28 protein-coding genes are annotated in these 26,908 nt (G+C 37.1%); 12 read left to right on the top strand and 16 right to left on the bottom strand.

Annotation, left to right across the window (positions count from 1 at the left end):
* Positions 1 to 85: 85 nt before the first annotated feature.
* The 4 genes from ribD to IGQ45_04825 form a co-directional block, all read right to left on the bottom strand.
* Positions 86 to 1,153 (bottom strand): bifunctional diaminohydroxyphosphoribosylaminopyrimidine deaminase/5-amino-6-(5-phosphoribosylamino)uracil reductase RibD, encoded by a 1,068-nt coding sequence (gene ribD / locus IGQ45_04840; GenBank protein ID MBF2056553.1) that lies wholly within the window; start codon positions 1,151 to 1,153, stop codon positions 86 to 88.
* A gap of 141 nt (positions 1,154 to 1,294) precedes the next feature.
* Positions 1,295 to 2,080, bottom strand: coding sequence for a peptidylprolyl isomerase (locus IGQ45_04835; protein MBF2056552.1), 786 nt, complete (start codon positions 2,078 to 2,080; stop codon positions 1,295 to 1,297).
* Between the two features lie 114 nt (positions 2,081 to 2,194).
* Positions 2,195 to 2,560, bottom strand: coding sequence for a type II toxin-antitoxin system RelE/ParE family toxin (locus IGQ45_04830; GenBank protein ID MBF2056551.1), 366 nt, complete (start codon positions 2,558 to 2,560; stop codon positions 2,195 to 2,197).
* A complete protein-coding gene (locus IGQ45_04825; protein ID MBF2056550.1) occupies positions 2,550 to 2,783 on the bottom strand; it encodes a DUF2281 domain-containing protein in 234 nt (77 codons plus the stop codon). The genes IGQ45_04830 and IGQ45_04825 overlap by 11 nt, the downstream gene beginning before the upstream one ends.
* Positions 2,784 to 3,227: 444 nt before the next feature.
* Between IGQ45_04825 and IGQ45_04820 the strand changes: the two genes are divergently transcribed.
* From IGQ45_04820 to IGQ45_04810, 3 genes are all read left to right on the top strand, one after another.
* Positions 3,228 to 4,712 (top strand): glutamate synthase subunit beta, encoded by a 1,485-nt coding sequence (locus IGQ45_04820; GenBank protein MBF2056549.1) that lies wholly within the window; start codon positions 3,228 to 3,230, stop codon positions 4,710 to 4,712.
* A gap of 239 nt (positions 4,713 to 4,951) precedes the next feature.
* Positions 4,952 to 5,383: a molybdenum cofactor biosynthesis protein MoaE gene (locus tag IGQ45_04815; GenBank protein MBF2056548.1), complete on the top strand. Its 432-nt coding sequence runs from the start codon at positions 4,952 to 4,954 to the stop codon at positions 5,381 to 5,383.
* 161 nt (positions 5,384 to 5,544) lie between these two features.
* Positions 5,545 to 6,633: an undecaprenyl/decaprenyl-phosphate alpha-N-acetylglucosaminyl 1-phosphate transferase gene (locus IGQ45_04810; GenBank protein ID MBF2056547.1), complete on the top strand. Its 1,089-nt coding sequence runs from the start codon at positions 5,545 to 5,547 to the stop codon at positions 6,631 to 6,633.
* Positions 6,634 to 6,741: 108 nt separating this feature from the next.
* Here IGQ45_04810 and IGQ45_04805 read toward each other — a convergent pair whose 3' ends face one another.
* Both IGQ45_04805 and ubiE read right to left on the bottom strand, forming a co-directional pair.
* Entirely contained in the window at positions 6,742 to 7,980 is a 1,239-nt protein-coding gene (locus IGQ45_04805) for a DUF445 domain-containing protein (GenBank protein MBF2056546.1), read from the bottom strand.
* Positions 7,981 to 8,068: 88 nt separating this feature from the next.
* Positions 8,069 to 8,770, bottom strand: coding sequence for a bifunctional demethylmenaquinone methyltransferase/2-methoxy-6-polyprenyl-1,4-benzoquinol methylase UbiE (gene ubiE / locus IGQ45_04800; protein MBF2056545.1), 702 nt, complete (start codon positions 8,768 to 8,770; stop codon positions 8,069 to 8,071).
* A 156-nt stretch (positions 8,771 to 8,926) separates the two neighbouring features.
* Between ubiE and IGQ45_04795 the strand changes: the two genes are divergently transcribed.
* Entirely contained in the window at positions 8,927 to 9,175 is a 249-nt protein-coding gene (locus IGQ45_04795; protein MBF2056544.1) for a type II toxin-antitoxin system Phd/YefM family antitoxin, read from the top strand.
* Complete coding sequence (locus tag IGQ45_04790; GenBank protein ID MBF2056543.1) at positions 9,168 to 9,590, top strand: putative toxin-antitoxin system toxin component, PIN family; 423 nt, start codon at positions 9,168 to 9,170, stop codon at positions 9,588 to 9,590. Before IGQ45_04795 ends, IGQ45_04790 begins: the two co-directional genes overlap by 8 nt.
* An 18-nt stretch (positions 9,591 to 9,608) precedes the next feature.
* On the opposite strand, the gene IGQ45_04785 is transcribed toward IGQ45_04790, so the two are convergent.
* Positions 9,609 to 9,866 carry a hypothetical protein gene (locus IGQ45_04785; protein MBF2056542.1) on the bottom strand — a complete coding sequence of 86 codons (258 nt, stop codon included), beginning with the start codon at positions 9,864 to 9,866 and terminating at the stop codon, positions 9,609 to 9,611.
* Positions 9,867 to 10,033: 167 nt separating this feature from the next.
* On the opposite strand from IGQ45_04785, the gene ffh reads away from it, so the two are divergent.
* From ffh to IGQ45_04770, 3 genes are all read left to right on the top strand, one after another.
* Positions 10,034 to 11,476, top strand: a complete 1,443-nt coding sequence (gene ffh / locus IGQ45_04780) for a signal recognition particle protein (GenBank protein ID MBF2056541.1) — start codon at positions 10,034 to 10,036, stop codon at positions 11,474 to 11,476.
* 60 nt (positions 11,477 to 11,536) lie between these two features.
* Positions 11,537 to 12,172 (top strand): class I SAM-dependent methyltransferase, encoded by a 636-nt coding sequence (locus IGQ45_04775; protein ID MBF2056540.1) that lies wholly within the window; start codon positions 11,537 to 11,539, stop codon positions 12,170 to 12,172.
* A gap of 64 nt (positions 12,173 to 12,236) precedes the next feature.
* Complete coding sequence (locus IGQ45_04770) at positions 12,237 to 12,803, top strand: hypothetical protein (GenBank protein ID MBF2056539.1); 567 nt, start codon at positions 12,237 to 12,239, stop codon at positions 12,801 to 12,803.
* 16 nt (positions 12,804 to 12,819) lie between these two features.
* Here IGQ45_04770 and IGQ45_04765 read toward each other — a convergent pair whose 3' ends face one another.
* Complete coding sequence (locus IGQ45_04765; GenBank protein MBF2056538.1) at positions 12,820 to 13,929, bottom strand: tetratricopeptide repeat protein; 1,110 nt, start codon at positions 13,927 to 13,929, stop codon at positions 12,820 to 12,822.
* Between the two features lie 154 nt (positions 13,930 to 14,083).
* On the opposite strand from IGQ45_04765, the gene IGQ45_04760 reads away from it, so the two are divergent.
* Positions 14,084 to 14,482, top strand: coding sequence for a hypothetical protein (locus IGQ45_04760; protein ID MBF2056537.1), 399 nt, complete (start codon positions 14,084 to 14,086; stop codon positions 14,480 to 14,482).
* A gap of 149 nt (positions 14,483 to 14,631) precedes the next feature.
* On the opposite strand, the gene IGQ45_04755 is transcribed toward IGQ45_04760, so the two are convergent.
* Positions 14,632 to 15,363: a DUF3153 domain-containing protein gene (locus tag IGQ45_04755; protein ID MBF2056536.1), complete on the bottom strand. Its 732-nt coding sequence runs from the start codon at positions 15,361 to 15,363 to the stop codon at positions 14,632 to 14,634.
* A 182-nt stretch (positions 15,364 to 15,545) separates the two neighbouring features.
* On the opposite strand from IGQ45_04755, the gene IGQ45_04750 reads away from it, so the two are divergent.
* Both IGQ45_04750 and dndE read left to right on the top strand, forming a co-directional pair.
* Positions 15,546 to 16,472 (top strand): SGNH/GDSL hydrolase family protein, encoded by a 927-nt coding sequence (locus IGQ45_04750; protein MBF2056535.1) that lies wholly within the window; start codon positions 15,546 to 15,548, stop codon positions 16,470 to 16,472.
* Between the two features lie 150 nt (positions 16,473 to 16,622).
* Positions 16,623 to 16,997, top strand: a complete 375-nt coding sequence (gene dndE, locus IGQ45_04745) for a DNA sulfur modification protein DndE (protein MBF2056534.1) — start codon at positions 16,623 to 16,625, stop codon at positions 16,995 to 16,997.
* A 204-nt stretch (positions 16,998 to 17,201) separates the two neighbouring features.
* Here dndE and IGQ45_04740 read toward each other — a convergent pair whose 3' ends face one another.
* The 4 genes from IGQ45_04740 to IGQ45_04725 all read right to left on the bottom strand — a co-directional run bounded on the left by IGQ45_04740 (position 17,202) and on the right by IGQ45_04725 (position 24,160).
* The gene (locus IGQ45_04740) at positions 17,202 to 18,956 is read right to left on the bottom strand and encodes an RtcB family protein (GenBank protein MBF2056533.1); all 1,755 of its coding nucleotides are present in this window, start codon (positions 18,954 to 18,956) and stop codon (positions 17,202 to 17,204) included.
* 112 nt (positions 18,957 to 19,068) lie between these two features.
* Complete coding sequence (locus IGQ45_04735; GenBank protein MBF2056532.1) at positions 19,069 to 21,030, bottom strand: GAF domain-containing protein; 1,962 nt, start codon at positions 21,028 to 21,030, stop codon at positions 19,069 to 19,071.
* 236 nt (positions 21,031 to 21,266) lie between these two features.
* Positions 21,267 to 22,373: a response regulator gene (locus IGQ45_04730; GenBank protein MBF2056531.1), complete on the bottom strand. Its 1,107-nt coding sequence runs from the start codon at positions 22,371 to 22,373 to the stop codon at positions 21,267 to 21,269.
* Between the two features lie 269 nt (positions 22,374 to 22,642).
* Positions 22,643 to 24,160, bottom strand: a complete 1,518-nt coding sequence (locus IGQ45_04725; GenBank protein MBF2056530.1) for a serine/threonine protein kinase — start codon at positions 24,158 to 24,160, stop codon at positions 22,643 to 22,645.
* Positions 24,161 to 24,397: 237 nt separating this feature from the next.
* Here IGQ45_04725 and IGQ45_04720 point away from each other — a divergent pair, with 237 nt between their 5' ends.
* Positions 24,398 to 24,589 (top strand): hypothetical protein, encoded by a 192-nt coding sequence (locus IGQ45_04720; protein ID MBF2056529.1) that lies wholly within the window; start codon positions 24,398 to 24,400, stop codon positions 24,587 to 24,589.
* On the opposite strand, the gene IGQ45_04715 is transcribed toward IGQ45_04720, so the two are convergent.
* The 3 genes from IGQ45_04715 to IGQ45_04705 are packed head-to-tail and all read right to left on the bottom strand — an operon-like array spanning position 24,546 to position 26,775.
* Positions 24,546 to 25,172: a phosphoribosylglycinamide formyltransferase gene (locus IGQ45_04715; protein ID MBF2056528.1), complete on the bottom strand. Its 627-nt coding sequence runs from the start codon at positions 25,170 to 25,172 to the stop codon at positions 24,546 to 24,548. The genes IGQ45_04720 and IGQ45_04715 overlap by 44 nt on opposite strands.
* 57 nt (positions 25,173 to 25,229) lie before the next feature.
* A complete protein-coding gene (mnmE, locus tag IGQ45_04710) occupies positions 25,230 to 26,609 on the bottom strand; it encodes a tRNA uridine-5-carboxymethylaminomethyl(34) synthesis GTPase MnmE (GenBank protein ID MBF2056527.1) in 1,380 nt (459 codons plus the stop codon).
* Between the two features lie 40 nt (positions 26,610 to 26,649).
* A complete protein-coding gene (locus IGQ45_04705) occupies positions 26,650 to 26,775 on the bottom strand; it encodes a photosystem II protein Y (protein ID MBF2056526.1) in 126 nt (41 codons plus the stop codon).
* Between the last annotated feature and the right edge of the window lie 133 nt (positions 26,776 to 26,908).

The raw sequence follows: 26,908 nt of genomic DNA, 5'->3' as shown, positions 1-26,908 counted from the left end.
ATTTTTGATTTATTCAGCAAACCCTAATTAAGAAAAGAATTAATTACTTTTGCATTCTACATTCTTCCCCTTATCCATTGTCAAGTCAATTATCCATTACCCTTAAATATCCTTGAATGAGAAAATCATGACCTAAAGATTGAATACTTAAATCATGCAAATTAAAAGCATCCGCCATGTTTTGAATACCTAAATCACCCATGGGATGATAACTGTTGTTACTACCAATAATTTTCGGTGCGATGAAAGCTAATACCTTCTGAATACCCCCAGCGCCCATCACCCTAGCCGAGAGATTACCGCCACACTCCCACAAAACGGAGTTAAAACCCCGTTGATAAAAATTATCCATGATGAGAGAAATAGAAAAATCTGTTAACTCAACAATCTCAACTCCTTGATTAAGTAAATGACTTTTCAGAGGTGAATTAGGGTGAGGAGTTGTAAAAATAATCGTTTTTGCCTCTTGGGTATTCCATAAATGAGCATCACGGGGTAAATTAAAACTAGGAGAAATCACCCCACGACAAGGATTATGACTGGAGACACCGTGACTCGTTAAACGAGGATTATCCTTCCTAACTGTATTACCACCAACTACCACAATGTCACAAGTAGAACGTAAATGATGGACATAATTTCGAGCCATAGCGCACGTCACCCATTTACTATCTCCCGTCATGGTAGCGATTTTACCATCTAAAGTCATAGCATATTTCAGGATGCCGAACGGGCGCTGGTGAGTCACCCGAAAAATAAAAGCCTCATTCAACAATAGACAATCTTTTTCCTCAATCCCTACCCTAACATCAATTCCAGCGCCCATCAACCGCTTAATACCGCCCCCAGAAACCCGACTATCAGGATCAATTGTACCAATGATAACTTGCTTGATACCAGCTTGAATAATCGCTTCAGTGCAAGGGGGAGTTTTGCCGTAATGATTACAAGGCTCAAGATTAACGTAAATTGTTGCTCCTTTTGCCTTTTCTCCAGCTTCTCGTAAAGCAAATACCTCCGCATGGGGCATTCCCGCTTGAGGATGGAAGCCCTCCCCCACAACCTCCCCATCCCTTACCACCACCGCACCCACGAGGGGATTAGGAGAAGTTTTCCCTCGCGCCCTTCGTGCCAAATCGAGGCATCTCTGCATTATTTCACGGTCAAAATCAGTAGTCACAAAATAATTGATAATTGGTTAAAAGGGCAAAGGGCAAGGGGCAAAGGGCAAAGGAAATTATTATTTCATAATTCATAATTCATAATTATTACTTCCCCTCTCTCAGTGCAAAAATTACAACTTGAGATTTTCAGCGCCCGTCACCACTTCAGCCGACTCAATGCGATCGCCCTGAGAGATATTTTCCACCACTTCCATACCAGAAGTCACCTTACCGAAAACCGCATAATTACCATCCAGAAAAGATAAATCAGCGAGGGTAAAATAAAACTGAGAAGAAGCAGAATCAGGCATTTGTGAGCGCGCCATAGCGATGGTGCCATACTCATGACGTAATTGAGGAGTAGTGGTAATGGTTTTACCGTAAATGATGTCAGGAGGAGTAACCCCTTCTTTCGTTTCATCGTAAGCCGGGCGAATTTCTAGGGGAATATAACGCTGAGAATTTGTCTTAGGATCAGTATAACCTCCCGTGCCAAGTCCACTAGCTGGAAAATTAGGGTCTTTTCCTTGAGGGTCTCCCCCTTGCACTACAAAGGGTTGAGGCTCTTTTACCACCCGATGAAATACTAAACCATCATAAACTCCTTTCTGCACCAAATCAACGAAATTTCCTGCGGTGACGGGCGCATTATTACCATCTAATTCAATGGTGATAGATTCACCCTTAACCTTCATCACAACCGTCGCTTTTCCTTCTAATCTAGGTAAATTCATGTAATTATTTTCTTGTGTAGGTACGTTTTCCGAAATATTATCAGCCATAATAGGATTTTCTATCTCCCCATTAACAGGGGCTTCCGTTGCCACTTGTTGACATCCTGACAGAGTCACCAAAGCCATTAAACAGACAATTACCAACCATTGGAGAGAATGAGATTTGTTCACTAAATTAATCATAATTTCGATGATTGACCTTGTTATTATTAACTAATCATAACTTTATTGTCAATGTTAATATTGCAGTTTACAGCTTTTGAAACGACAAAATTAAAAAACTAGGTAGCAAAATTTCTAATTTTCCGTCACATCACTGGCTTGATTATCTTTGATGATACTTATAATTTGCTGATTGGTAATGTTAGCTTGTTCTGATTTTGTATAAACATTTAATAACACAACCATTTTTTGTGTTTTCACATAGTAAATCAGACGGTATCCACCACTTTTTCCTTTCTGAATATCACTATTTTTTATCCGTACTTTAAATACCTTATAGTTAGTGCCTGTGATTCTATTTCCTAATAATTCTCCCATTTCTAATTGGTCTATTATGGGCTTTATGTCTTTAACAATACTGCGATATTTTTTCTTGAGATTACTCAAATTACGTTTAAATGTAAGAGTTACCTCAACGATAACTTTTGGGTTATTCTTCATTTTCTAAACTTTCCCAAACTTCAGTAAGGGGAATTGTTTGCCCTGTCATTGCTTCATGCCAAGAAATACGGAAATCGTTGACAACATCACCGTCATGAGCGTAAGTCATACTAGCTTGACTATATTTATCCTGAAGGTACTGTGCATAATGCAATAATTCTTCTTGTAGAGATAAGGGCATTTTGTCTAAGGTTTCTAATATTTTAGTCTGAATATTGATCATTATTTTTAAATTTAGTGAGCCTAGCTATGATTTTTAGTTTATCAAGACTTACACAATTTTACCAATAATCAATAGTTTGAGATTCTTCTCTATCGTTTTATTGAGACATCATATCGTTGTTAGCCCTAAGTTTTACTGAAATGTCAAAAACTGAATTAAGTTACCAATATACAATCTTGTACAAGAACTTATTAAGAATAGTAAATAAAAAGTTAAATCAATCTTTACAATCTAACATAAATTTAAAATTCATCCTACACTAAAAATAAACTAATATTTTTGTTAAAAAAATATCAAAAACATTATTTCCTTATCATATAAAATTAAAAATAACAAGCTATTATCAGGGATAATTGACATATAATAGTCAAGAAGAGTAGATATTTTCAAGATTTAACAAATTAATTAGTCAGTAAAATAACAGTATTAAAATTAAATAAAAATATGGGAAAACCAACAGGATTTTTAGAATATACCAGAGAGTTACCAGTAGATAAAGCGCCCCTCGACCGTATAAAAAATTGGGACGAATTTCATCTTCATTTGCCCGAAGAAAATCTCAAAAATCAAGGGGCGAGATGTATGGATTGTGGTACGCCGTTTTGCCACACGGGAGAGTTAATCAGTGGTATGGCTAGTGGTTGCCCTATCAATAACCTTATTCCTGAATGGAATGACTTAATTTATCGTGGCTTGTGGGAAGAAGCCTTAGAGCGTTTACACAAAACTAATAATTTTCCCGAATTTACGGGGAGAGTTTGTCCGGCGCCCTGCGAAGGTTCATGCGTACTAGGGATTAATAACCCTCCCGTGACCATCAAAAATATTGAATGTAGCATCATTGATCATGGTTGGGAGCAAGGTTGGGTAAAAGCACAACCTCCTACACAGCGCACGGGAAAAACTGTTGCTATCATCGGTTCTGGTCCTGCTGGGTTAACCGCCGCCGCCCAATTAAATCAAGCAGGGCATCAAGTAACTGTTTATGAAAAAGCCGATCGACCCGGTGGTTTACTCATGTATGGTATTCCCAATATGAAGTTGGATAAGGAAAAAGTGGTGATGCGCCGTATCCATTTATTGGAGGAAGAAGGAGTAAAATTTGTTTGCAATACCGAAATCGGCAAGGATTTAAAAGCGGAAGAATTGGTTAATAATTTTGATGCGGTAATTTTGTGTATTGGTGCTGGAAAACCTAGAGATTTGACCATTGAAGGGCGAGAATTGCAAGGAATCCATTTTGCCATGGATTTTTTAACCGCTAACACCAAAGCGTTATTAGATGGCAACCCAGAGGGGATTATTTCCGCTCAAAATAAAGATGTTGTGATAATTGGTGGTGGTGATACTGGCACAGACTGCGTAGGCACTTCCATCCGTCATGGTTGTAATGCGGTGGTACAATTAGAGATTATGCCTCAACCCCCTGAAATGAGGGCAAAAAATAACCCTTGGCCTGAATATCCAAAAATTTATCGCCTTGATTATGGGCAAGAGGAGGCAGCCGCCAAATTTGGTGCTGATCCTCGTTTTTATACTACCACTGCCACTAAGTTTGAGGGCGATGAAAATGGTCAAGTTAAAGCAGTGCATACGGTAGAGGTAGAATGGCAACGCAACGGTGACGGGCGCTTTATCCCTAATCCTATCCCCGGCACAGAAAAAGTAGTTTCTGCCCACTTAGTCTTATTAGCAATGGGTTTCTTAGGACCTGAGCAATTTTTACTAGAACAAATGAACTTAGAAAAAGATCAACGTAGTAATATTAAAGCTGATTATGACGATTATCAAACCAGTATTCCTAATGTGTTTACGGCTGGGGATTGTCGTCGGGGACAAAGTTTAGTGGTTTGGGCATTCAATGAAGGGCGCGGGGTGGCGCAAAAATGCGATGAATTTTTAATGGGTTATAGTGATTTACCTCGTTAATATCTGAGTTGGGTTAAGGCAACGAAACCCAACTAAACTTAATATAATTTTATTATTAACTGATATTACGCATCAAACGAGATATTAATAAATAGTTTCAGAGGTTAAATGGGAACGAAAAATTAGTATTTCAATGTTGATTGTACGTAACGTCAGTGAATAATTAATTATCCTCCTCTGCCTCCCTTTCTCCCTTTCTCCCCTTCTCCCTCTGCCTCCCCTTCTCCCTGTCACCTCTAATTAAAATTATGTCATTCAGTATCACCCAGCGCCCGATTCACTCCCAGCCACTGCTCGAAAAATTAAAAAATACTGAAGCCGGTGCCATTAACGTTTTTGAAGGTTGGGTAAGAAACAATAATGAAGGAAAAACGGTAACATCCCTTGAATATCAAATTTATCCCGCTTTAGCCATCAAGGAAGGGGAAAAAATTATTCAAGAAGTCTATGGAAAATATGAGGTGATGGGCGCTGTGGCGATTCATCGTAGTGGACATTTATACTTAGGTGATACGGCTGTATGGGTGGCTACTACCGCGCGCCATCGTGATACTGCCTTTCAAGCCACGCGCTACATCATTGATGAAATTAAACATCGTCTCCCTATTTGGAAAAAAGAATATTATGTTGATTATCCTTCCGAGTGGGTATATTGCAGTCATCATCATTAAGCTAGTTTCCTGTGTAGGATGAAGGGCGCTACTAACCAATTTCCATTGTTAATGCACAAGTTTTAATGTCTCATGGACATAGCAGTGAAGATATTGTCTTTTTCGACTAAAATTATGGACAAAAGTAAAAATAAATCATTACTGCACTTTTAAAACTGACCATGAATCCCCAAACCTATCCAAACCAAGAAACTTATCACTTCATCGCCTTTCTCGTGTCCATGAATGTGGTACTGTGGTTAACTCCTTTCGTGAAAACCATCGGTTTAAAAAGTGGTCATGTGGACAAACCAGACCCTCGGAAAGTTCACCGTGCACCAATTGTTAGAATAGGAGGTGTAGCCATTTTCTCAGGTGTTACCACCGCCCTATTAATAGTTTGGTGGATGGGTGGATTCGGCATTTTATCTCCAGAAAAAGATGCCGAAATTTGGGGAGTTACTATCGGTGCTTGTCTTTTCTTTTTAATTGGTTTAACTGATGATTTATTTACCCTGTCTCCTAGTTTTCGCCTCATTGTGCAGTCGGTAGTGTCTAGTTTTGCTTGGTGGCAAGGAGTGCGCATTGATTTTCTTTCCATACCCGTCTTAGGTTTAACGCAAATCGATCAATGGTGGTTAAGTTTACCTGTTACCATCATTTGGCTGGTGGGTATGGTAAATGCTATCAACTGGATTGATGGTTTAGATGGTTTAGCTGCTGGTGTTTGTGGTATTGCCGCCGTAGTAATGTTGATTGTTAGTTTATTTATGGATCAACCGGCGGCAGCCTTGATTGCGGCGGCGTTGGCGGGAGGGGCGCTGGGTTTTTTACGTTACAATTTCAATCCAGCACAAATTTTCATGGGAGATGGTGGTTCATATTTTATCGGCTTTCTCCTTGCTGGAGTTGGCGTAATTGGTTTGGCAAAAACAGCAGCAGTAACAGCGGTGATTTTACCATACATTATTTTAGCAGTGCCTATCGTTGATATGTCCGTGGTGATTTTAAGTCGAGTTTTACAGGGCAAATCACCCTTTTTGGCTGATAAAAGTCATTTACACCATCGTCTTTTATCCGCAGGAATTTCTCAACGCTTAACGGTTTTATTTATCTATTCTTTAACCTTATGGGTAGGTAGTTTTGCTCTTGTTTTTTCTGGTTTTCCCAGTGGCGGTGTTTATGTGATTGGTTCGAGTTTATTATTAATTTACACTTCTTGGCAGGTATGGCGCAATCGCCGTAACGATTCAGAGGTTAAGGGAGAATAACAATTAAAAAGTTATGAGTTATGAGTTATGAATTATAATTTTGCCAAGTCTTCCCATCTCACTTTTACTATCTTTGTAACTTCAGCGACATCAACTATTTAGTAACTGCTAACTGTTGAAAAATAAAATTAAACTTTGCAGAATACCAATAAAAAACCCTAAAAATCCTCCTAAATTGACTATGGCTTGTAACTCATTTTTAACAATGGATTGAGTTGCATTTTCTAAGTTTTCAGGGGAGGTTTGTTTAATGCGTTCAATAATTACTTGATCGATGGATAAAATAGGAATAACTTGAGCGACAATTTTTTCTAAATCTTCTTCTAAATAACGCTCTAAAATTAATGCTAATTCTTTACTTACTAACTCCAAAGAAGAGTTAACGACTGGGGAAGATTGCAGACGATTAATAATTAAGACCGAGATTTGATGCCAGTCCATAGAAGTACTAAAATCTTGTAAGAATCCTAGTCCTTTTTCTTGAACATAATTACGAATAATTTTACCTGTTGTTTCTCTTAATTGTTTTACTGTAGCAACGGGTAAATTTTGCAAAGATAAGCCTAAGAAAAACTCTTGTAAACGAGTATTAACTTCTAGAGATAGTAATAACTCTTTAATTCTTTGATTAGCCAATTCTTTTTCATCTAAACAAAAAGTCCTTAATCTATTTAAACTATTTTTAACACCAAATAAATTAGCTACAACCCAATAAGTTCCGCTTGTTTTTTCTCTAAACCCTTCGTCAATAACAGTGATATTTTTATCTGTAAGAAAATTAACCAGCGCCCCTCGCAATACATCCGCAGGAAAAACTATTTTCAATAACCAGTCTGATAATTGCCTTGCTTGAACTGTTGTTAATTTAAACTCTAATAAAATACGATCAAAAATTTGATTAATTTGAACTTGTAAAAAATCATCTTTTCTTGCTAAAACTTTCAATAATTTTGGTAAAGATTCCCCAAATAAATCTTTTAAAATATCCGCTAAAATCTTAGCTGTTTTTTGTTGCTTGTCCTCTTTTATTTGTTTTAATGATAATTGTAATAACCAAAGGATAGCGCCCTCCACCCTTTCCGTTTCTAATAGTCTTTTAGCGAGTTTTTGTAATTCTTCAGGAGTCAAAAGAGAACCCATAATGGTATCGGAAACCCTTTGAGCTAATCTTTCTTGATTACGAGGAATTAAACCGGGTGTAAAAGGTAGTCTTGTTTGAAAAATATAAATAGGTTTATAAGGTCGAAATAGCATATTAATTGCTAAATCATTCGTAAAATAACCTATGACACTACCAGCAACGGGAGGAAGGATAAATTGCCACCAGTTGTTTATTTCTAAAAACATTTTTTATCGGCTTAATACAACATAAAAAAGACATCTACCCTCACCCCTTGTCTCTAACCAATCTATTACAAATACTTAGTACCTAGATTTATTTAGTTAAGACTAAAACTCCCATTATACCACCATAGAGAGGGTAATATTTAGACTCTCTAAAGCCAATTATTTGAGCAATTTTGATTTGTTCGTCGCCACTGGGAAAACGGTCTAAACTGGGGTTAATATAGGCATATTGGGCAGTTGAGCCAAAAAATTGCGCCACATTGACCACAATATTATCAATATACCATTGTTGAGTCTGAGCTATTAACTGGTTTGAAGGGCGCTGAAAGTCGAGAATGGCAACTTTTTTACTAGGTTTTAATACCCGTTTAATCTCCTGCAAACAAGCAGGAATATCCACCACATTACGCATTCCATAACCCATCGTGACGCAATCACAGTAATTATCGGCAAAAGGTAACGTTAAAACATCACTTTCTAACCATTCTATATTTTGATATTGAGAGGAATTTTGTTGTTTTTCCCTTGCCACCGCCAACAGTTGCGAGGAAAAATCCACCCCAATAACCCTACCTTGTGTGATTTGTTTTGCTAGTAAAAAAGTTAGATCGCCTGTACCACAACAAAGATCAAGGGCGAGAGAATCGCTTTGGGGTTGACACCAATTCACGGTCATTTTTTTCCAGACTCGATGAATGCCAAAACTAAGCCAGTCATTCATTTGATCGTAAATAGGGGCGATACTGTTAAATAAACTTTGGATTTCTTGGGCGGTGGGGGGCGCTGACATTATGATAAATAGACGAGGATTAAATTTCAGTTTACCCTTTGAGATCAATAAAAAGCAACCAGCGCCCTTCGCCCCTTAAAATTGAAGTGCAATTTATTCTGTCCATTTTGTCTATACTGTAATTATGATCAAAATTAGTAAAAGTTAAATTAAGTTATGCGATTTATTTCTGCTAGGGAGGCGAAACAAACTTTTGGTAATGTAATTAGTCAAGCACAATATGAACCTATTACTATACAGAAAAAAAATCGTGATGTTGCAGTTATTATGTCTATAGAAAATTATCAAAGAATTACCAGAATTAATATTCAAGAATTTCAACAATTTAGAGCAAATATTGGAAATCGAGCTTCGGAAAAAGGTTTAACAGAAGATAAACTACAAGATTTATTAGCAGATGATTAATTCTTCTCTTCGCCTAGTTTTAGATACCAATATTCTCATTAGTTCTATTCTTTTCCCCAATTCTATTCCTGCTCAAGTTTTAAGGGGAGAGAATGAAGGAATTATCTTATATTCAACTGATACTTTAACGGAATTATTATCGGTTTTAAGTAGAGATAAATTTTCTAAATATATCGAACCAAAAGAGATCAATGGATTATCAGAAAGGATTAAGATAAATTGGTATTGTATCTCAATTATGCAAAGAGTTAATTTATGTCGAGATGAAAAAGATAATAAGTTTATTGATTTGGCTTTAAATGGTAGGGCTTCTTATCTTATTACTGGGGATAATGATTTATTAGTTTTACATCCTCTGGGAGATATTTCTATTCTTAACCCTCGTGATTTTTGGGATTTAATTAATAACAAATAAATATTTCGATATTTTATTTTATCTTGATAATAGAGAATTTTCTAACTCTGTTAAATCAGTTTGAGTAGGTTTATTATTATTAGCCCAATCCAAAGCCTCATCAAGTTTGAAGGCATTATCTTTGTCTAATAACCACTGTTCATTATGGAGAATAAACTTACCAATTTTAATAGTCCAAACACCATATTCGGGATTATCAATTAAAACATTTTCACCTGCAGACTCTTTCCCAAAAAAAATTTGTCTATTGCTACCAATTGTCTTGATTTGTGCCATAACAATATAATAATTTTGTGTCTTATTATTTTTATGATACTTGAGTTTACCTTATTTTTTGTTTAAGTCCCGATAATTCATAATTCGTTATAGCACTACTTTTCAAGTCATCCTCGTTATAATAGAATATTCACAGTAAAAGACTACGATAACTTAATAAATTAACTATGTTTGATGCACTAGCAGAGCGTTTAGAAGATACATGGAAAAATTTGCGCGGTCAAGGTAAAATATCTTCAGCCAATATCCAAGACGCACTCCAAGAAGTAAGACGGGCATTATTAGAAGCAGATGTTAATTTTCAGGTAGTCAAAAGTTTTGTCACTGAAGTAGAAAAAAAGGCGATGGGCGCTGAAGTTATTTCAGGAGTCAATCCCCAACAGCAATTTATTAAAATCGTTTACGATGAATTAGTTAAAGTGATGGGGGAAAGCAATGCGCCCCTCGCCCAAGCAGAAAAAGCGCCCACCATCATCCTCATGGCAGGTTTGCAAGGTACAGGAAAAACCACCGCTACCGCCAAATTAGCTTTGTATCTCCAAAAACAAAAACGCTCTTGCTTACTGGTGGCGACAGACGTATATCGCCCCGCCGCTATCGATCAGTTAATCACTTTAGGGAATCAAATCAAAATCCCCGTTTTTCAGTTAGGTAGTGACGCTAACCCCGTAGAAATTGCTCGACAAGGAGTCGCCCAAGCACAACAAGATGGCATCGACACCGTCATTATTGACACCGCCGGGCGCTTACAAATTGATCAAGCCATGATGGCTGAACTAGCACAAATCAAGGAAAATGTCAAGCCCCATGAAACTTTATTAGTGGTGGACTCCATGACGGGGCAGGAAGCGGCCAATTTGACCCGTACTTTCCATGAAGAAATCGGCATTACGGGCGCTATTCTCACCAAGATGGATGGGGATAGTCGGGGGGGCGCTGCTTTATCGGTGCGCACGATTTCGGGGCAACCTATTAAGTTTATTGGGGTAGGGGAAAAGGTGGAAGCCTTAGAGCCTTTTTATCCTGAGCGTATGGCTTCTCGCATCCTCAATATGGGCGATATTGTCACCTTAGTGGAAAAAGCTCAAGAGGAGTTAGACATCGGTGATGTGGAAAAAATGCAGCGCAAAATGATGGAGGCGAAGTTTGATTTTAATGACTTCCTCAAACAAATGCGTCTGCTCAAAAATATGGGGTCTTTCGCTGGGGTAATGAAACTTATACCCGGTATGAATAAACTGGGGGCAGGGGCGCTGGAGCAGGGGGAAGCTCAGTTAAAAATCACTGAATCCATGATTAATTCCATGACGAAGGAAGAAAGGGCAAATCCTGAGTTATTAGCAAAGTCTCCCAATCGTCGTCGCCGTATTGCCAAAGGTTCAGGTCATCAAGAAAAAGAGGTTTCTCGTTTAATCAGCGATTTTACTCGGATGCGCACCATGATGCAACAAATGAGTATGGGAGGCGGTATGCCTAGTATGCCGGGTATGCCTAATATGGGGGGTTTAGGTGGTTTGTTGGGGGGAGGGGCGCCCGTCCCCGGTTCTCGTAATCAGGGCATGAAAAAACAGAAGAAGAAAAAGAAAAAGCGCGGTTTTGCTGATTTATAAATCAATTGAATAATAATTCATAACTCATAATTCATAATTCATAATTCATAATTATTAACTATGGCTACTTTTTTACGTCCTTTGAGCTATAAATATCAATGGTTATACGACACTATTTCTAAAACTCTGGCTTTAGCGGTGGGAGGTGAAAAACGCTTTAGAAATCTCGCCTTACAAAATCTTGACATCCATAAAAAAACTAAAATTCTTGATTTATGTTGTGGTAAAGGGCAAACTACTCAGTTTTTAGTGAAATATTCCGATGATGTGACGGGATTAGATATTTCTCCTTTGGCAATCCAAGAAGCTAGTAAAAATGTTCCCCAAGCTAAATATGTGGAAGGATTTGCTCAAAATTTACCTTTTGAGGATGAAAGTTTTAATCTTGTTCATACTAGCGTGGCACTTCATGAGATGACCACTGATGAGTTACGGCAAATTTTTGCAGAAGTTTACCGAGTTTTGTCGGTGCGGGGAGTTTTTACTTTTATTGACTTACATCAACCGAAAAATTTAATTTTTTTGCCGGGTTTAGCGCTGTTTATGTGGTTATTTGAAACGCAAACGGCATGGCGGTTAATTAAAACTGATTTAGTCTCCATGTTATCAGCACAAGGTTTCGATGTGAAGGCAAAAAGGCTTTATGCTGGAGGCAGTTTACAAGTTATCCAAGCCGTCAAAATTGATAATGAATAATTAATAATTAATAATGAATAACTGATGTTACGCAGGGGAGTAATAGAAGAGGTATGATAAAAAAATGAACAAACAACTGATGGAACTTTATAGCGATTATTTAATCAGCTCTTTTCATGAAGTGACAGCCACGGGTTTATCAAAAGCATTAAAAGGAAATATAAGTCATGATAAAGTAACAAGGTTTCTATCAGAGTCGGACTTTGATTCAAAGCAACTCTGGCAATTGGTAAAGCCGGTAATAAGGAGAGAAGAGGAAGAGGATGGAGTAGAATTTCCGATTTTACTTCATCGACAAATCTTTACAAACAAAGATGATAGCGTCGGGATTCTTTATCTAGCCTGTAGTGATTTAGACTGCAATGAAACTGAAATAGAAACAATCTACCAAAAACGGTGGAAAGTAGAAGTTTTTCACAAAACCCTAAAATCTAATACGGGTTTGGCAAATTCACAGACCAAATGTGTTCGCACTCAGTGTAACCATATTTTTATGTCGATATATGCAGCATTTCAATTAGAATGCTTAAAAATTAAACACAAAATAAATCATTTTGCCCTGAGAAGTCATATCTACATTAAAGCGCTTCAAGAAGCTATGAATAAGCTACGATTACTCAAAGCTGCGTAACGTCAGTTCATAATTGTCAATTTCCATCAACTCCTAAAAAAACTACGCCACTGTATAATTGAAATGCTTCATCCCAAAGAGTTTCTTCTTTACGAAATAATTGTACTTTAGCATCAATTTGTTTTAACATTTTAGGAAATTGTACGACACTTTCTGCAAAGGGGGTATAGTCTGAATAGAGAGTAATATTACTCAAATTATTCTGTATAAATTTAGTTAAACTAAGCCATTTTTCCCTAGATGTTTTTGCTTCTAAAAAGTTTTTGTTGCCCTGTTCAAATTGATAACGGTTATCATTAAATCTGATAATTAAGTTTTGATTTTTAATGTGTAAATCATAAAAATTTATATAGTCTAAAGTAGTTTTTTTCCTCACTAATTTACCTTTAGTATCAGTATGTAATGACATTTCAAAAATAGGTAACATTGCTTCTACTTGACTACTAACTTCGTTAATATCCACAGTAAAATTAATTACTTGCTGTGCTTTATTTTCACAGATTACAGAAATTTTATCATTGAAACTTTCTAAATAATTAACTTGATAAACTTGAATGGTATTGATAGCTTGAATGGGATAACAAAAAGAGGGTATAGAAAATCGCTCAAACATTAAATAATAGGATTGTAATTCTTGCCATTTTCCTGTTTTCAATAAACGCCAATGACGAGTTGGTATTTGTAGTTTAGCTGTGTATATATCTAATTCTAATATTTCCGCAAAATTTTTTGCTAGATTATTTTTGTCATCCACACTAACTGGTTTTAATATTAAAACTGCTAATTCATCTTGGTTATGATGGTCTTTTAATTTGTTAAAAATATCTGCTTTTTGTTGCTGTAAACTCTGTTTTTCTTGTGCTTTTTGCAAATTTTTAATATTTTGTATTCTTCCTAATCCTTCTCTAATTCTTTTGATAATATTAGGGTTGGGAAAAATGCTGTCTTTTAAGACTTGACGATATTTTTCTTCGGCTTCAATTATGTTGTTATTTTCTTCGGCAATCAAACCATAATAATAGTTTTGCCAAAGATGTTTTTCTTCTTGGGGAGGTATTTTTTCAATCAAAATTTTAGCTTGGTCAAAATTTTTTGTCTCGATAGCTAATTCAATTTCCACAAACATTTATACCTCCCAATGTTTTGAGGCGATGGTTATATTTCAATTTTAAATCATTGGGGGAAATAATTTTGAGCAAAAATTATTTCATCGTAATGGTATATTCGATATTAGGGATTGGCGAAGGGCGCCCTCCACCATAGAGTAAAATTTTCTTAGTATGACAGACAATCAAAATCAATATACCCATCCACAGGAAAAAGATATTAACCGTCTCTATTTATTAAAATTGCAAGGGCGCTGGTTATTGGTGATTATTTCTTGGCTAACTTTGATGCCGTGGGGGTTGTGGCGTATGGAAGAAACTATTTCCCTTTGTCTTGAGTATTGCACTTGGGCAACCATTCGTGCGGGAATGGAGTTTAATCCTTGGGCGACTTTAGCCATTACATTTTGTCTGGGATTTCTCACTTCTGTGTTAGTGTGGCAGAGTGCGCATATTATTCGTGGCGGTTTATCCGACAAGGAAAAGTATTATTTCCATCAAGAGGTGTTAAAAATTCGCTCTCAAGGTGATAAACACTGGCTAAGGCGGTGGTTTCCCTCACAAACAGAATAAAAAAGAGAGTAGGGGCGTATGAGACATACACCCCTACAACCTGTTACCTCTCTTTCCCTTTTCAAATTATATCAAATTCTGTCAGGTTTTTGCACTAACATCTCTTTTTTTTTTCTCATCAAGGTAAGCAATGGATAAAAGGTAAGGGTTTAAACCCCCTGTTGGCTTCTAAATTTTTGGGGATATTTAAGAAAGAAGCCCAAGAAAATGAAAAGGAGGAGGGCGCTGGTACCTAAACCGATATAATTAGGTAGCCAAAAAATAACTTGGACTTGATTAATTTGCCCTGCTTTTAAACTAAGATTATATTGCCCATGATCATCTTTAGTTAAAGTAGGATAATCATTAGTAGTAAATTTTGCACCCCAAGGAAAATTAAACTGTAATTGTAAGTTGATTAAATCTCCTGAAGAGATGATAATATCTCCTTCACTAGAAATAATACCTAAAGGAGTTAAATCAGCAGAAAAATCTAAGATTTGGCGCTCCACAAATAATAAATTATTTTGTTTAATATTCAGTTTTGTATCCAAATCGAGTAGATTATCAGTATTTTTTTTACTAACTTTTGTATTCAATTCTGATAAGAAGAAATCATTAAATTTTTCTGCCAATTCTTCAGCATTATAAAAAGGAATCGTCACTATTAATTCTTCTTTAGAAATTCTTTGACTTTTTCCGCCTAATTTAATAGCTTGTTTTTGAATACCATTAAGCCAAGCGCTACCCTCTGCTTGGCTAAAACTGGTAATTTGTTCCCCTAATTTGATATGCTGAATTATTGCACCATTGTGAGCCTGATTGAAATTAATGCCCACGTCATAGCGCACACAACCGCTCAAACTAATTAGTAAGCATAACAATAAAATTATTTTCTTCATGGGATTAATTAATATAATATACTTTTTAAATTTCTATTCTACCTCAATGTGACACGAACTTATCCATTCAGATAATTAACGATCTATAGTTGATAAATTGTTACTTGATAATCCCCTTTTTCTTTTTCCCTTTTCTCTACCTAAACTAATAATTTACATATTCAAATTAAGAGAGCCAAATTATGATTAAACTTATCTTAACAGGATTAATATTGGTATTCATTACCGTTGAAATAACTTTAAGATTAATTTGGGGTTTTGGCAATCCTTTAATTTATATTAGGGATAAAGAAATAGGTTATCTTCTTGCCCCAAATCAAACGGTTAAAAGAAATGGTAACTTAATCAAAATCAACAGTTTTTCCATGCGTAGTAATGAATTAAAAGATAAAAATGAAGATAATTTAAGAATATTATTATTAGGAGATTCTATCGTTAATGGCGGTTGGTGGACTGACCAAAATCAAACTATTTCCAGTTTACTACAAACATTATTTATTGCCCAAAAAACTTTTTTTAATACTGTGGAAGTGCTTAACGTCTCTGCTAATTCGTGGGGCGCTAGAAATGAGTTAGCTTACTTACACAAATACGGTATTTTTAACTCAAATATATTGGTATTAGTTCTGAATACTGATGATTTATTTGCTTTTAAGCCTTCTAGTGAAAAGGTAGGAAAAACAGCCAATTATTTTGAATATAAACCGCTATTAGCATTACAAGAACTTTACCAAAAAATATATGAAAAGTTTTTTCCTCCTCATTATAATTTTATTGAAAAAGGAGATATAGTTCAATTTAATTTAGATGCTGTTAAAAGTATTCAAGATTTTACTATTAAAAATAACTGTAAATTTTTCTTAGTTTTAACCCCTTTAAAAAGGGAAACAGTTTTCCCTTATTCTAAAGAATATGAACTAAAAGCAAGAGCAAGATTAGAAGATTTAGTGATGACAGAAAATATTAAATATTTAGATTTTTTACCTGTGTTAAAAGATAATAAAAATTTAGATAAACTATATCATGATCACATTCATTTTAATACAGAGGGAAATCAATTTATTGCTGAAAAAATATTAGCGATGTTAAATGAAAATAATATAATATAATGTTATTTAAGGCTATTTTTGGTATCCCTGATTAAAAATAACGGCTTTGCTAAAGTCTTTGATTTATAAATATTTCGGACTTTTCCCCCTTCCCTCTTCCCTACCTTCACTAAAATACTTTTTCAGCACCCCCTATGTAAAAAAAATAAAATGGAAAGAATAAAAGTATCAAAAAGAGCCAAAGATCAACTAATAAAATTAAAAAGAATTACTAAAATAGAGCATTGGAATGTATTATGCCGTTGGGCATTTTGTCGATCTTTAGCAGAAAAAACCAACCCAGCGCCCTTCGCCATTCCAGCAGATAGTAACCTAGAAATGACATGGCAGGTATTTGGGGGAGAAATGGCGGATATATTATTACTGCTATTAAAACAAAAATGCCATGAACAAGGCTTACCCCTAGATGAAGAAACCCTGAATCACCAATTTCGCTTACATCTTCATCGAGGTATCGGTTATCTAGCTGGAGATTTGAGTATTAAAGGTATAGAAGATTTAGTTATTTTAAATGTCGAAACCTAATATCAAGTTTGGATAATCTGATACAGATAGATGCTATGTTGGGAATTTTCCCACCGTGTAATGAATTACACGGAACCAACAGTATCTCGTTCAATAAATTGAACTAAGATTATTTTTAATTGATTAAACTAACTCGATATTAAGTCTTAGTTTTTAAAAGCTGTTACTCATTATCAATTATCCATTATCCATTATCAATTTGCCTTAACCCTTCACACAAACCACCTGTTTCAGAGTGGCAACTATTTCCACCAAATCAGTTTGTTGATTCATCACTTCCTCGATAGACTTGTAGGCGCTGGGAATTTCATCAATAACCCCACTATCCTTACGGCATTCAATGCCATCGGTTTGAGTGATCAAATCCTCTACAGTGTAACGCTTTTTAGCCTGAGAGCGAGACATAGCGCGCCCCGCACCGTGACTGCATGAGCAAAAACTATCATGATTACCTTTACCCTTAACGATAAAAGACTTAGCGCCCATGGAACCGGGAATAATACCATAATCACCCACATCCGCCCTAACAGCGCCCTTCCTCGTCACATAGACATCCTCACCGAAATGACTTTCCATCTCCGCATAATTATGATGACAATTCACTGTTAAAAGAGGTTTAGTTGCTTTTCCGCCCACCAAATGTTTTTCCACAATGGCTTTAAAACGACTCATCATCACATCACGGTTAAAACGAGCATAATTTTGCGCCCACTGCAAATCACGCCAATAAGCCTCAAATTCTGCCGTACCTTTGATAAAATAAGCTAAATCAGGGTCAGCTAACTTCAGATTAGCTAATCGCGCCAACTGCTTACCGGTTCTAATGTGACAGTCTGCCAACTGATTGCCAATATGACGAGAACCAGAATGTAACATCAACCAAACTTGATTTTCCGTATCGATGCAAAGCTCAATAAAGTGATTACCACCGCCCAATGAGCCAACTTGCTTTAATGCTTTACCTTCTAACCGTTGCACCCCTTCATGGAGATGCTGAAATCCTTGCCATCCCTGCCAATTACTCACGGTAGTTTCTACATCTTTATTGTCATTAAAACCCACAGGAATTTGAGCTTCAATATCTTGACGAATTTTTTTTAATTTTCCTTCTAATTGATCCGCTTTAAAGGGCGTTTGGAGGGCGCTCATTCCGCAATTATGCACAAAAACCCCTGCTTTAAGTGCAAAATTATGATATTCAGGCACACTTAAACAATAAACGTCTTGAGTTTCCGTTAAAGGTATAACTGCGATAACTTTATGATTATAGGTGCTTTTACTTTCCTCAAAATTTTGATGATGAATAACAGTTTTCTGACCTTCAAATTTAGGCACTTCCCCTAAAAGTCCAGATCGTGCTACTATCCAATGAGCTTTTTGCCATCGCCCTGAGTAATTTTGTTGAATTAAAGTATATCCATCCCAATCAACTTTAGAGTAAAACGGCATCAAAGAAGTATTCGGTAATAAATTTTGAGCTTCTTGATATTCCCCATTTCTCAACATAAATGAGTGATCTGGAGTACATTTAATTTCTTCACCGTTATCAAGAACAACCTTGACGAGGGGCGCTTGAGTGCGAGTTAATCGAGCTAACGCTTTCGTGGCGACTATTTTGCCACTAGGTGTACAAGAATAAACATGAATAGGACTACCTTTTTTAGCTAACTCTCCGAGAGGATAAGATTTACCATCCACCAATGGAATTAAAGTATCTTCCGTAAAACAACCAATATCAACTCCCACCGCTGCCGGGATGATAGCGTCTTTCGTAGCGATAACTGAGCCCACCAGCGCCCCTTTCCCCAAATGGACATCTGGCATGAGGGCAACGTGTTTGTAAACAAAAGGCAAAGAAGCGACATTTTTAGCCATCTGGGTTTCATGCCAACCTAACTCATGACTAGCCCAAGATAAAACAGGATTTGGAGTTTGTATTTTTAATTCTTCGTAGGGCATAAAGGAAATTATGAATTATGAATTATGAATTATGAATTAATAGGTAGGTGAATAATTAATTATCAATTGTCCATTGTCCATTGTCCATTATCCATTAACAATTGTTAATTAATCATGTTTCTTCATCAAAAATAGGGATTGTAAAATGAAAATCACAACCTTGATTTTTCCCTAAAGATTCTGCCCAAATTTTACCACCCCAATTATTCACAATTTGCCGACAAATTGCCAAACCTAAACCTGTACCACCAGCAGAGCGCCTCAGCGCCCCTTCCTCTTGATAAAAACGGTCGAATACTTGATCAAGGCGCTCTGGTTCAATACCTCGCCCATTATCCGATACTGTCACTTTGAGGCTTTGAGCGGTTTGATTGGCAACACTGATGGTTATTTTACCGTCACCATTGGTAAATTTACAGGCATTATCTAACAGTTTACTTAACACCTCTACCAACCATTCTCCATCCCCTTGTACTAAAGGCATCTGTCTTGGTACAAGATTACTAATTAGTGGAGTTTTCCCCTCGCTTTGACGGGAGCGAATATGAGACAAAGATAATTCGATACATTCTTCAAGGGATAATGGTTCGGGATTCCATTCCACTCTACCGCTTTCTAGTTGGGAAAGGGTGATAAAATCTTGCACTAATTTGCGCATTCTTTCCGCATCTTTGAGGGCAGTATCTAACATGATATTCCTTAAATCTTCTGGCATATCAGATTCATGGGCTAAACTTTCTAAGCAGATTTGAATGGTAGAAAGGGGAGTGCGCAATTCATGACCGGTGATCGCCACTAAATTAGAGCGAGTGCGATCTAGCGCCTCTAATTGTTCATTTAAGTCCTCTAAATTGGTGTAAGATTCTGCTTGAATCAAGGCTACAGCCACTTGAGTGGCGATGGCATTCACGAGGGAAATATCTTCACTTTTCCAGTTAATGGGTTTATCTTCACAGTGATGTAACTCCATCATGCCCAATAGTTTACCCTGATAGAGAATTGGCACCACTAACCAAGAAGTGATCGAACAGGTTTTAATTAAATTTTGCAAAGTTTTGCTACGAGAAGGGCGCTGGTCAAGTTTAACATCATCAATACTGATAGATTCTCCTAGGGTTGATACTTCCTTAAATAAAGGATTATTTCTCAGAGGCCACATTTGCCCTTTGATGGAAGTAATGCCGTCATTTAAAAATTCGTGATTAATTTCGGCACTATGATCACTTTCTTGGCAACGATAAATCACACAACGACAAACTCCTAAACCTTCTCCCAACTTTTCTACGGCTACTTGCATAATTTCTTCGGGATTGAGAGAGCGCCGTATGGAGTCAATGACGGAATTAAGGAGTCGTTCTTTTTTCTCTTTACTGCTAAGAAAACGGTTAGCTTTAATAAGTTTGTACTGTCCTGATTGTAAATAGGTGATCAGACGCTGTACGAAAGGATCGGGGTTAATATTAGGGGATTCAAATTCCTTAGTCTTTTGGGATTTGCCTTTTTTAGGAGATGGTTTTTGACAATATTTTTTTAAAGCCTCATTAGTTTTTGTTGCTAATTCTGGTCGATATTCAGCGATGCGCTGTAATAAGATAGAGGCGGATTCGATGGTGACATCTCGATCAAATGTCCAAATACCTTCAAAACGGCGACTGTTATCCATGGAAAATTCCGCAGATTCACTTTTGGGAAGGTGGGTTTTTTCTCGACAAATTAAGCAGTTGGCGTAATTTTCGGCAATAACCACTAAATGCCACTCTTTACTGAGGGCATCTTCGGGGGTAAAAGCCACTTTTTCGTACACATCGGAAACGTTACTAAATTCGGTTTCGGGCGCTGCTAAAACATAAACATGGGGCGATATTCTGCCGATACGGCGGTAGCGGTGCGCTTCTTGGCGATAAAATTTTTCTTGTTGGAAACAGGCAATAATTAGGGCTTCTTCGGTGTTGGCTAAAACCTGATCTTCCATGGCGTGGGATAAGGCTGTTAGAGAAGATTTAAAATAGATTTGAGTTCGCCACTGCGGAAATACTTTGAGTAAATCTGTAACGACAGAATTAGGATTGCTCATGGAATCTGCTTAATTTTTAGTCGGCTTGGCTTTTGAGATGACCAGTAAATCTCTATGGGCTTGGTTGAGAATTGGTAATCGCACTAATTCTTATGGTACTATTACTTGGTTATGTCTTGATGGTCTGTCAATGTTAAGTTTTTTAAAGTGAACTACCATACACCAAATCAAAGATTATGGTGTAGGCTTCCTACCCAGAAACCAGCGTAGTAGTAGATTTCTTGCGTCCTCTATTACTATGACTTATAGTTTACGGTTGGTAAAAGTATTTCTACTTGGGTATATTTTCTTTCAAGACTATTAATTGTTACTTTTCCGCCGTGAATTTCCAGCAATTTACGGGCAATGGAAAAACCTAATCCTGAGCCTTGTTGCTCATATTTTTTTCGCTGAAATTGCATATAAGCTCCTATTTTTTCGATTTCTGCTGGTGTCATTCCTTTTCCTTCATTGAAGATGATTAGTTTGACTACTGAGTTGCTGGTGTCAGTATTAATTTTTACTTTTTGTTTTGCTTGGGAGTATTTAAAAGCATTATCTATTAATTCCATTAACGCTTTTTGTAGGTTAGTTTCTGACATTCTCACGGTAACATCACGACAGTTTAATTGTAAGTCTGAAGGGCGCTGGTATTTGGATGCAATATCCACAGCAAGAGGTTGAACTAAATTCAACAAGCTACATTCATTTTCACCTTGCAGTAAGACTTGCATTTTTTCATCATCATTACTAATTAATTCTAATTCAGCGTAAAGTAAGAAATTTTGTACTAAGCGAGTTAATCTTTGAGTGCTTTCTAAAATAACCCCAGCAATTTCGGCAATGTCTTCTTGACTCAAACTATCATGATAGTCTTTTAGTAATTGCGCACTAGCACCAATACCATTCAAAGGGGTGTTGACTTCGTGGGGAAGGGCTAAACTAATGCTTTGACGTAGTTGTTTGAGAGTTTCAGTAGATTTTTGCTTTAGTTTTAAACTTTTTTCTAAGCGAGTATTGATAGCTTTAAGTAAATATTCAACACTAAAAGGCTTAAATAGGTAATCATCAGCGCCCATCTCCATACCTCGGCGCATTTCTTGGGGATCAGAATTACCAGTTAAAAAGATAAAAGGAATGTAAGTTAGGTCAATTTCATCCTGTAAATATTCTAGTAAATCATAACCTGTCATTTCTGGCATTGCTACATCACAAAGAATTAAATCAGGGCGATGATAACGAATAATATTTAACCCCTCTTCAGCGTTTTCTGCTGTCACTACGTTAAAATCTACTGTAGTCAAAACGTCTTGAAGATAGTTTCTAATAGCAATATCATCGTCAATAACTAAAATAGTCGTCATGAGGCATTACTTTTAAATAGAGTCTGCGGAAAAAATGCAATGGTGAGGTGAAGGGAAAAGGGAAAAGGGCAACGGGCAACGGGCAAAGGTTAAAAGATGACTAGGTTTCAGGCTTCAGGTTGCAGGTTTCAGGGGTAATTTTCAAACCTAATACCTAACACCTGATACCCGACACCTTTACAGCTATGCTTAAAACCTTTATTTGAAAAGGGTTTTGATTTATTAAGCAAACCCTAATTATTTACTATCCATTATTCATTGTCCATTATTTATTTATAGCTTTCTTTAAGTTTACCTAAAATTCGAGGTTTGAGCTTTTCAAACTCATCTCGTAACCTTTTTTTACTGTCTTTAGAGTTGTTACTATTAGGAAGTTTAGCACTGGTACTTAACCAATCGATCATAATCCGACACTGATTTGAGGCAATGGTAGAAATCATACTATGTTGGCACTTTTCAGGTTCTTCGAGGGCAAAAAAGAGAATTTTATAGTTGCCCGATTCTGCCAAAGAATTAGTTACTTGGCGCCCGGTTTCCGTTTTTAAATCGAGATAACAAGGCAACCAGCGCGCGCCGTAAGTAGGATTATAAATCACCGTAATCCACAGAATCATGGGATGGGGAGAATTAAGATAAAGAAATTGATTATAACGAATACTCGTCATGCGATTGAGAATATCTTTTTTCTCCAACATTACCCACAAGCTAGGAAAATTTTTGGTGCTAGTGGTAACGACTTTCGGAAAAACAATTTTTTGGATAGGTTTATTTTTGGGCCAAGTTAGGCTTTTAGAAATAGTCGTACGATTATGAGTAGTTTTGGCAAACTCGGTTTGATCGGTATCTCTGCCATTAGCTACCACCGTTTGTTGACTGCTATAGCTGGTAGCCTGATTGTTGTAGTTAGGTTGAGATTCTTTTTCTAATTTTTCAATGACTCGCAGAATTTCCGCCACAGTTTGAGGGCGATTATCCCGTGATTTTTCCATACACTTCATAATGACATCTTTTAATTCTTTGGGAATTTTGAGATGAGATTCAAAAGGGCGTGGCGGAAAATCATGATGGGCTTTATACCATGCCCCAAAAGATGAGGCTTCAGGGAGAATGGGCATTTCGAGGGTAAGCATTTCATACATCATCACCCCCAAACTGTAAATATCGGAACGATTATCTAATTCTTTACCTTCCATTTGCTCAGGAGAACAATAAGCCAATGTTCCCATAAAAGAATGGGTTTGAGTAGCGTTAGCTTGTACTAATTTGGCGATACCAAAATCAAGAATTTTGACTAATTCCCCTAGAGTGGGGTCTTGCATTACTAATACATTACTTGGTTTAATATCTCGGTGTACTACCTGACAAAGTTCTTTTTTGAGCATAATACCACTGTGGGCGGCATCCATGCCAACACACATTTGCCGACTGAGATAAAGAAAACGTTTGAGGGGCAAAGGTTGAAATTTAATAACCTCGCTTAAACTTTGTCCTTCTAAAAACTCCATGACATAGTAAGGCACTTCATTATCATCCACACCATAATCTCTAACTCGGATAATGTGGATGCTTTTTTCCCCTAGGAGGGCGCTAATAGTGGCTTCCCGTTCAAAACGGTGGCGCATTTTGTCGTTAAGAAGAGTTTGAGCCAAAAATTTCACAGCTACCACCACACCTCCTAAGAGAGTATCTTCAGCACGATATACTTGCCCCATAGCGCCCGTGCCGATCAACTCTACTAACTGATAACGTTCTGCTAATATGCGGTTTTCTCGCTTCCCTGAACTCATGGCTTAACGACTCATCAAATCTGGTGTATGTTTTATCTCAATCAATATCCTACGGATGAAATAATAGGATTTACTGCACCCATTTAATCTTTTGACTTTCCCAGTCAAACGATCTCAAGGTTAATCATAACTCAATATTTTTTAAGATTTTTACTTTTAAATATTATCCTCTATTGTAGTTGACTTGGTGCTAATCTTTCCAATCACCCTAATATTTTCGGTGGAGGGCGCTGGATTTTGGCACGGGGAGAAAGGGAAGCAGAAGGAGAAAGGGAAGCAGGAGGAGAAAGGGAAGCAGGAGGAGAAAGGGAAGCAGAAGGAGAAAGGGAGACAGGAGGAGAAAGGGAGACAGGAGGAGAAAAGGAGACAGGAGGAATATTAATTATTAATTCGGTAAATACTGGATTAATTGTAGCGCCCGTACCATGATCAAATGTTCTTGCACTTGAATACGATGATGGAGAGTTTCGGAGGTATCATCTGGTAAAATTGGCACGGCAGACTGGATCAAAATTCTGCCACTATCCACCGCTAAATCGACCAAATGAACGGTGCAACCAGTAATTTTGACTCCTGCGGTCAAAGCCTGTTCTACCGCATTAATACCCTTAAAACTAGGGAGTAAGCTAGGATGAATATTAATTACTTTTTGTGGGTATGCTTCTAGTAATACATTAGTAATAATCCGCATCCAACCAGCCATAACTACCCATTGAATGTTATGTTGTTGGCAGATTTTTACGATAGCTTGATCGAGGCTTTCACGGCTAGGGAAATCACGATGATTGAGTAAAACGGTTTTAACTCCATAGTTTTGAGCGCGTTGTTTTACTTTGGCATGGGGGTTGTTATAAATCAGCACTTCAATGGTGGCGTTTAATTCCCCTTTGGCAATACTACTGGCGATAGCTTCAAAATTACTGCCACTTCCTGATGCCATGATGGCTAGTTTGAGGGGCGCTGGATTTTGATCAACTGGGGGAATAAAGTCAGGGGAAATTATAGCCGTCATTATTTTTAATCTATTTTTAACACAATCTATTATTATAATACTTTGGTATTTTTAGCTCTATTTACCAATACAAAAACGGCTAAAAATACGATCCAATACTGATTCTGTCACTTCTTCCCCAGTTATTTCTCCTAAAGCGGAAATGGCGCTACGTAAATCAATAGTCCAAAAATCAAGGGGTAATTGATTATCGATGGTTTCTTTTACCTGCGTCAGGGCTACTTTTGCACGGGTGAGGGCGCTTGCCTGTCGTTGATTGATAGCGATGTCTAAATCTTGCGCTTGTGTTATTCCTGTTTCAATACTATTCAAAATAGCAGTTTCCAGCGCCCTTATCCCTTCATTGTTAATTACGGCGGTAGCAACTATTGCTTTGATACCATCAGGATAATTAACGGCGGTGAGGGGCGCTAAATCCGTTTTATTTACCACCAAAATCACATTCAAATCCTTAATATCTTGGTATATTTGTTCGTCTTCTTTGGTCCAACCGTCGGGCGCTGAAATGGTAAATAACACCAAATCTGCTTCACTAACGGCTAAACGAGAGCGTTTAACGCCAATTTGTTCTACTTTATCATCGGTTTCTCGGATTCCTGCGGTATCTAAAACTTGAATGGGAATACCTTTAACCACCAACTGGGATTCTACCACATCCCTCGTTGTACCGGGTAAATCCGTAACTATGGCCCGATCTGACTGACTCCAAGCATTAAGTAAACTAGATTTACCTACATTCGGGCGCCCGACAATGGCCACTTTTACACCACTGCGTAATAATTCCCCTTGCTCTTTGGTGGCTAAAATATGTTGTACTTCAGTTAAACTACTCTGTAAATCTGTGGTGATTTTTTCTTCATCCAGCGGTGGTAAATCGTCTTCAAAATCGATTCTCGCTTCCACTTCCGCCAAAATATCTAATAAATCATGACGAATTTTTTTAATAGGTTGGGCTAACTTACCCCTAATTCCTGCTAAGGCGATGTGCGCCGCTTGACTGGATTTAGCGCCCACCATCTCAGCGATACTCTCCGCCTGAGTTAAATCAATCCTACCATTTAAAAAAGCTCTTAGGGTAAATTCTCCAGCATTAGCAAGGCGTGCGCCGGCTTCCAGACATAAATCTAACACTTCTTGTACGGGCATAATACCGCCATGACAGTGAAACTCGATTACATCTTCCCGAGTAAAAGAGCGTGGCGACTGCATATATATTAGCAAGGCTTCGTCAACAGTTTGATTTGTAACGGGGTTGATAACGTAACCATAGATAACTTGATGGGATTGCCAAGAAGCCTTCCCCAAAGGACAAAAAATTTTTTGAGCGATGGCTAAAGCAGTATTACCGCTTAGTCTGACAATACCAATACTACCTTGATTTGGTACTACAGCCGAAGCAATAGCACCAATGGTTTCCAGTTGAATGACTTTTTTCACTTCACCACTCAAATTATTAACAAATTTTCCTCAAGCAAAACTAACCTTGATTTCGCTTTTCTAAAAAAGTCTGTAACTGAGAAAGTGCCACCGCACCAATATTAAAAACTGCCCAACTAGCAGCCACACCCAAGGGTAACAAGACAACGACAATTCTCCAATCCATTTTTTAAACCTCTTAGTTTTCTTATATCTGTATTAAATTGATATTATCGCCGTGAAGCACGACAGATTATTACTTATTATCATCTCACAATGATTAATTTTTGTCTATGATTTAATTAATTGATATTGAAAAA

The organism is Cyanobacterium sp. T60_A2020_053, from assembly GCA_015272165.1.
Taxonomy (GTDB): domain Bacteria; phylum Cyanobacteriota; class Cyanobacteriia; order Cyanobacteriales; family Cyanobacteriaceae; genus Cyanobacterium.
The sequence above is the reverse complement of the archived record's forward strand: the minus strand, read 5'-3'. Positions and strand labels throughout refer to the sequence as shown.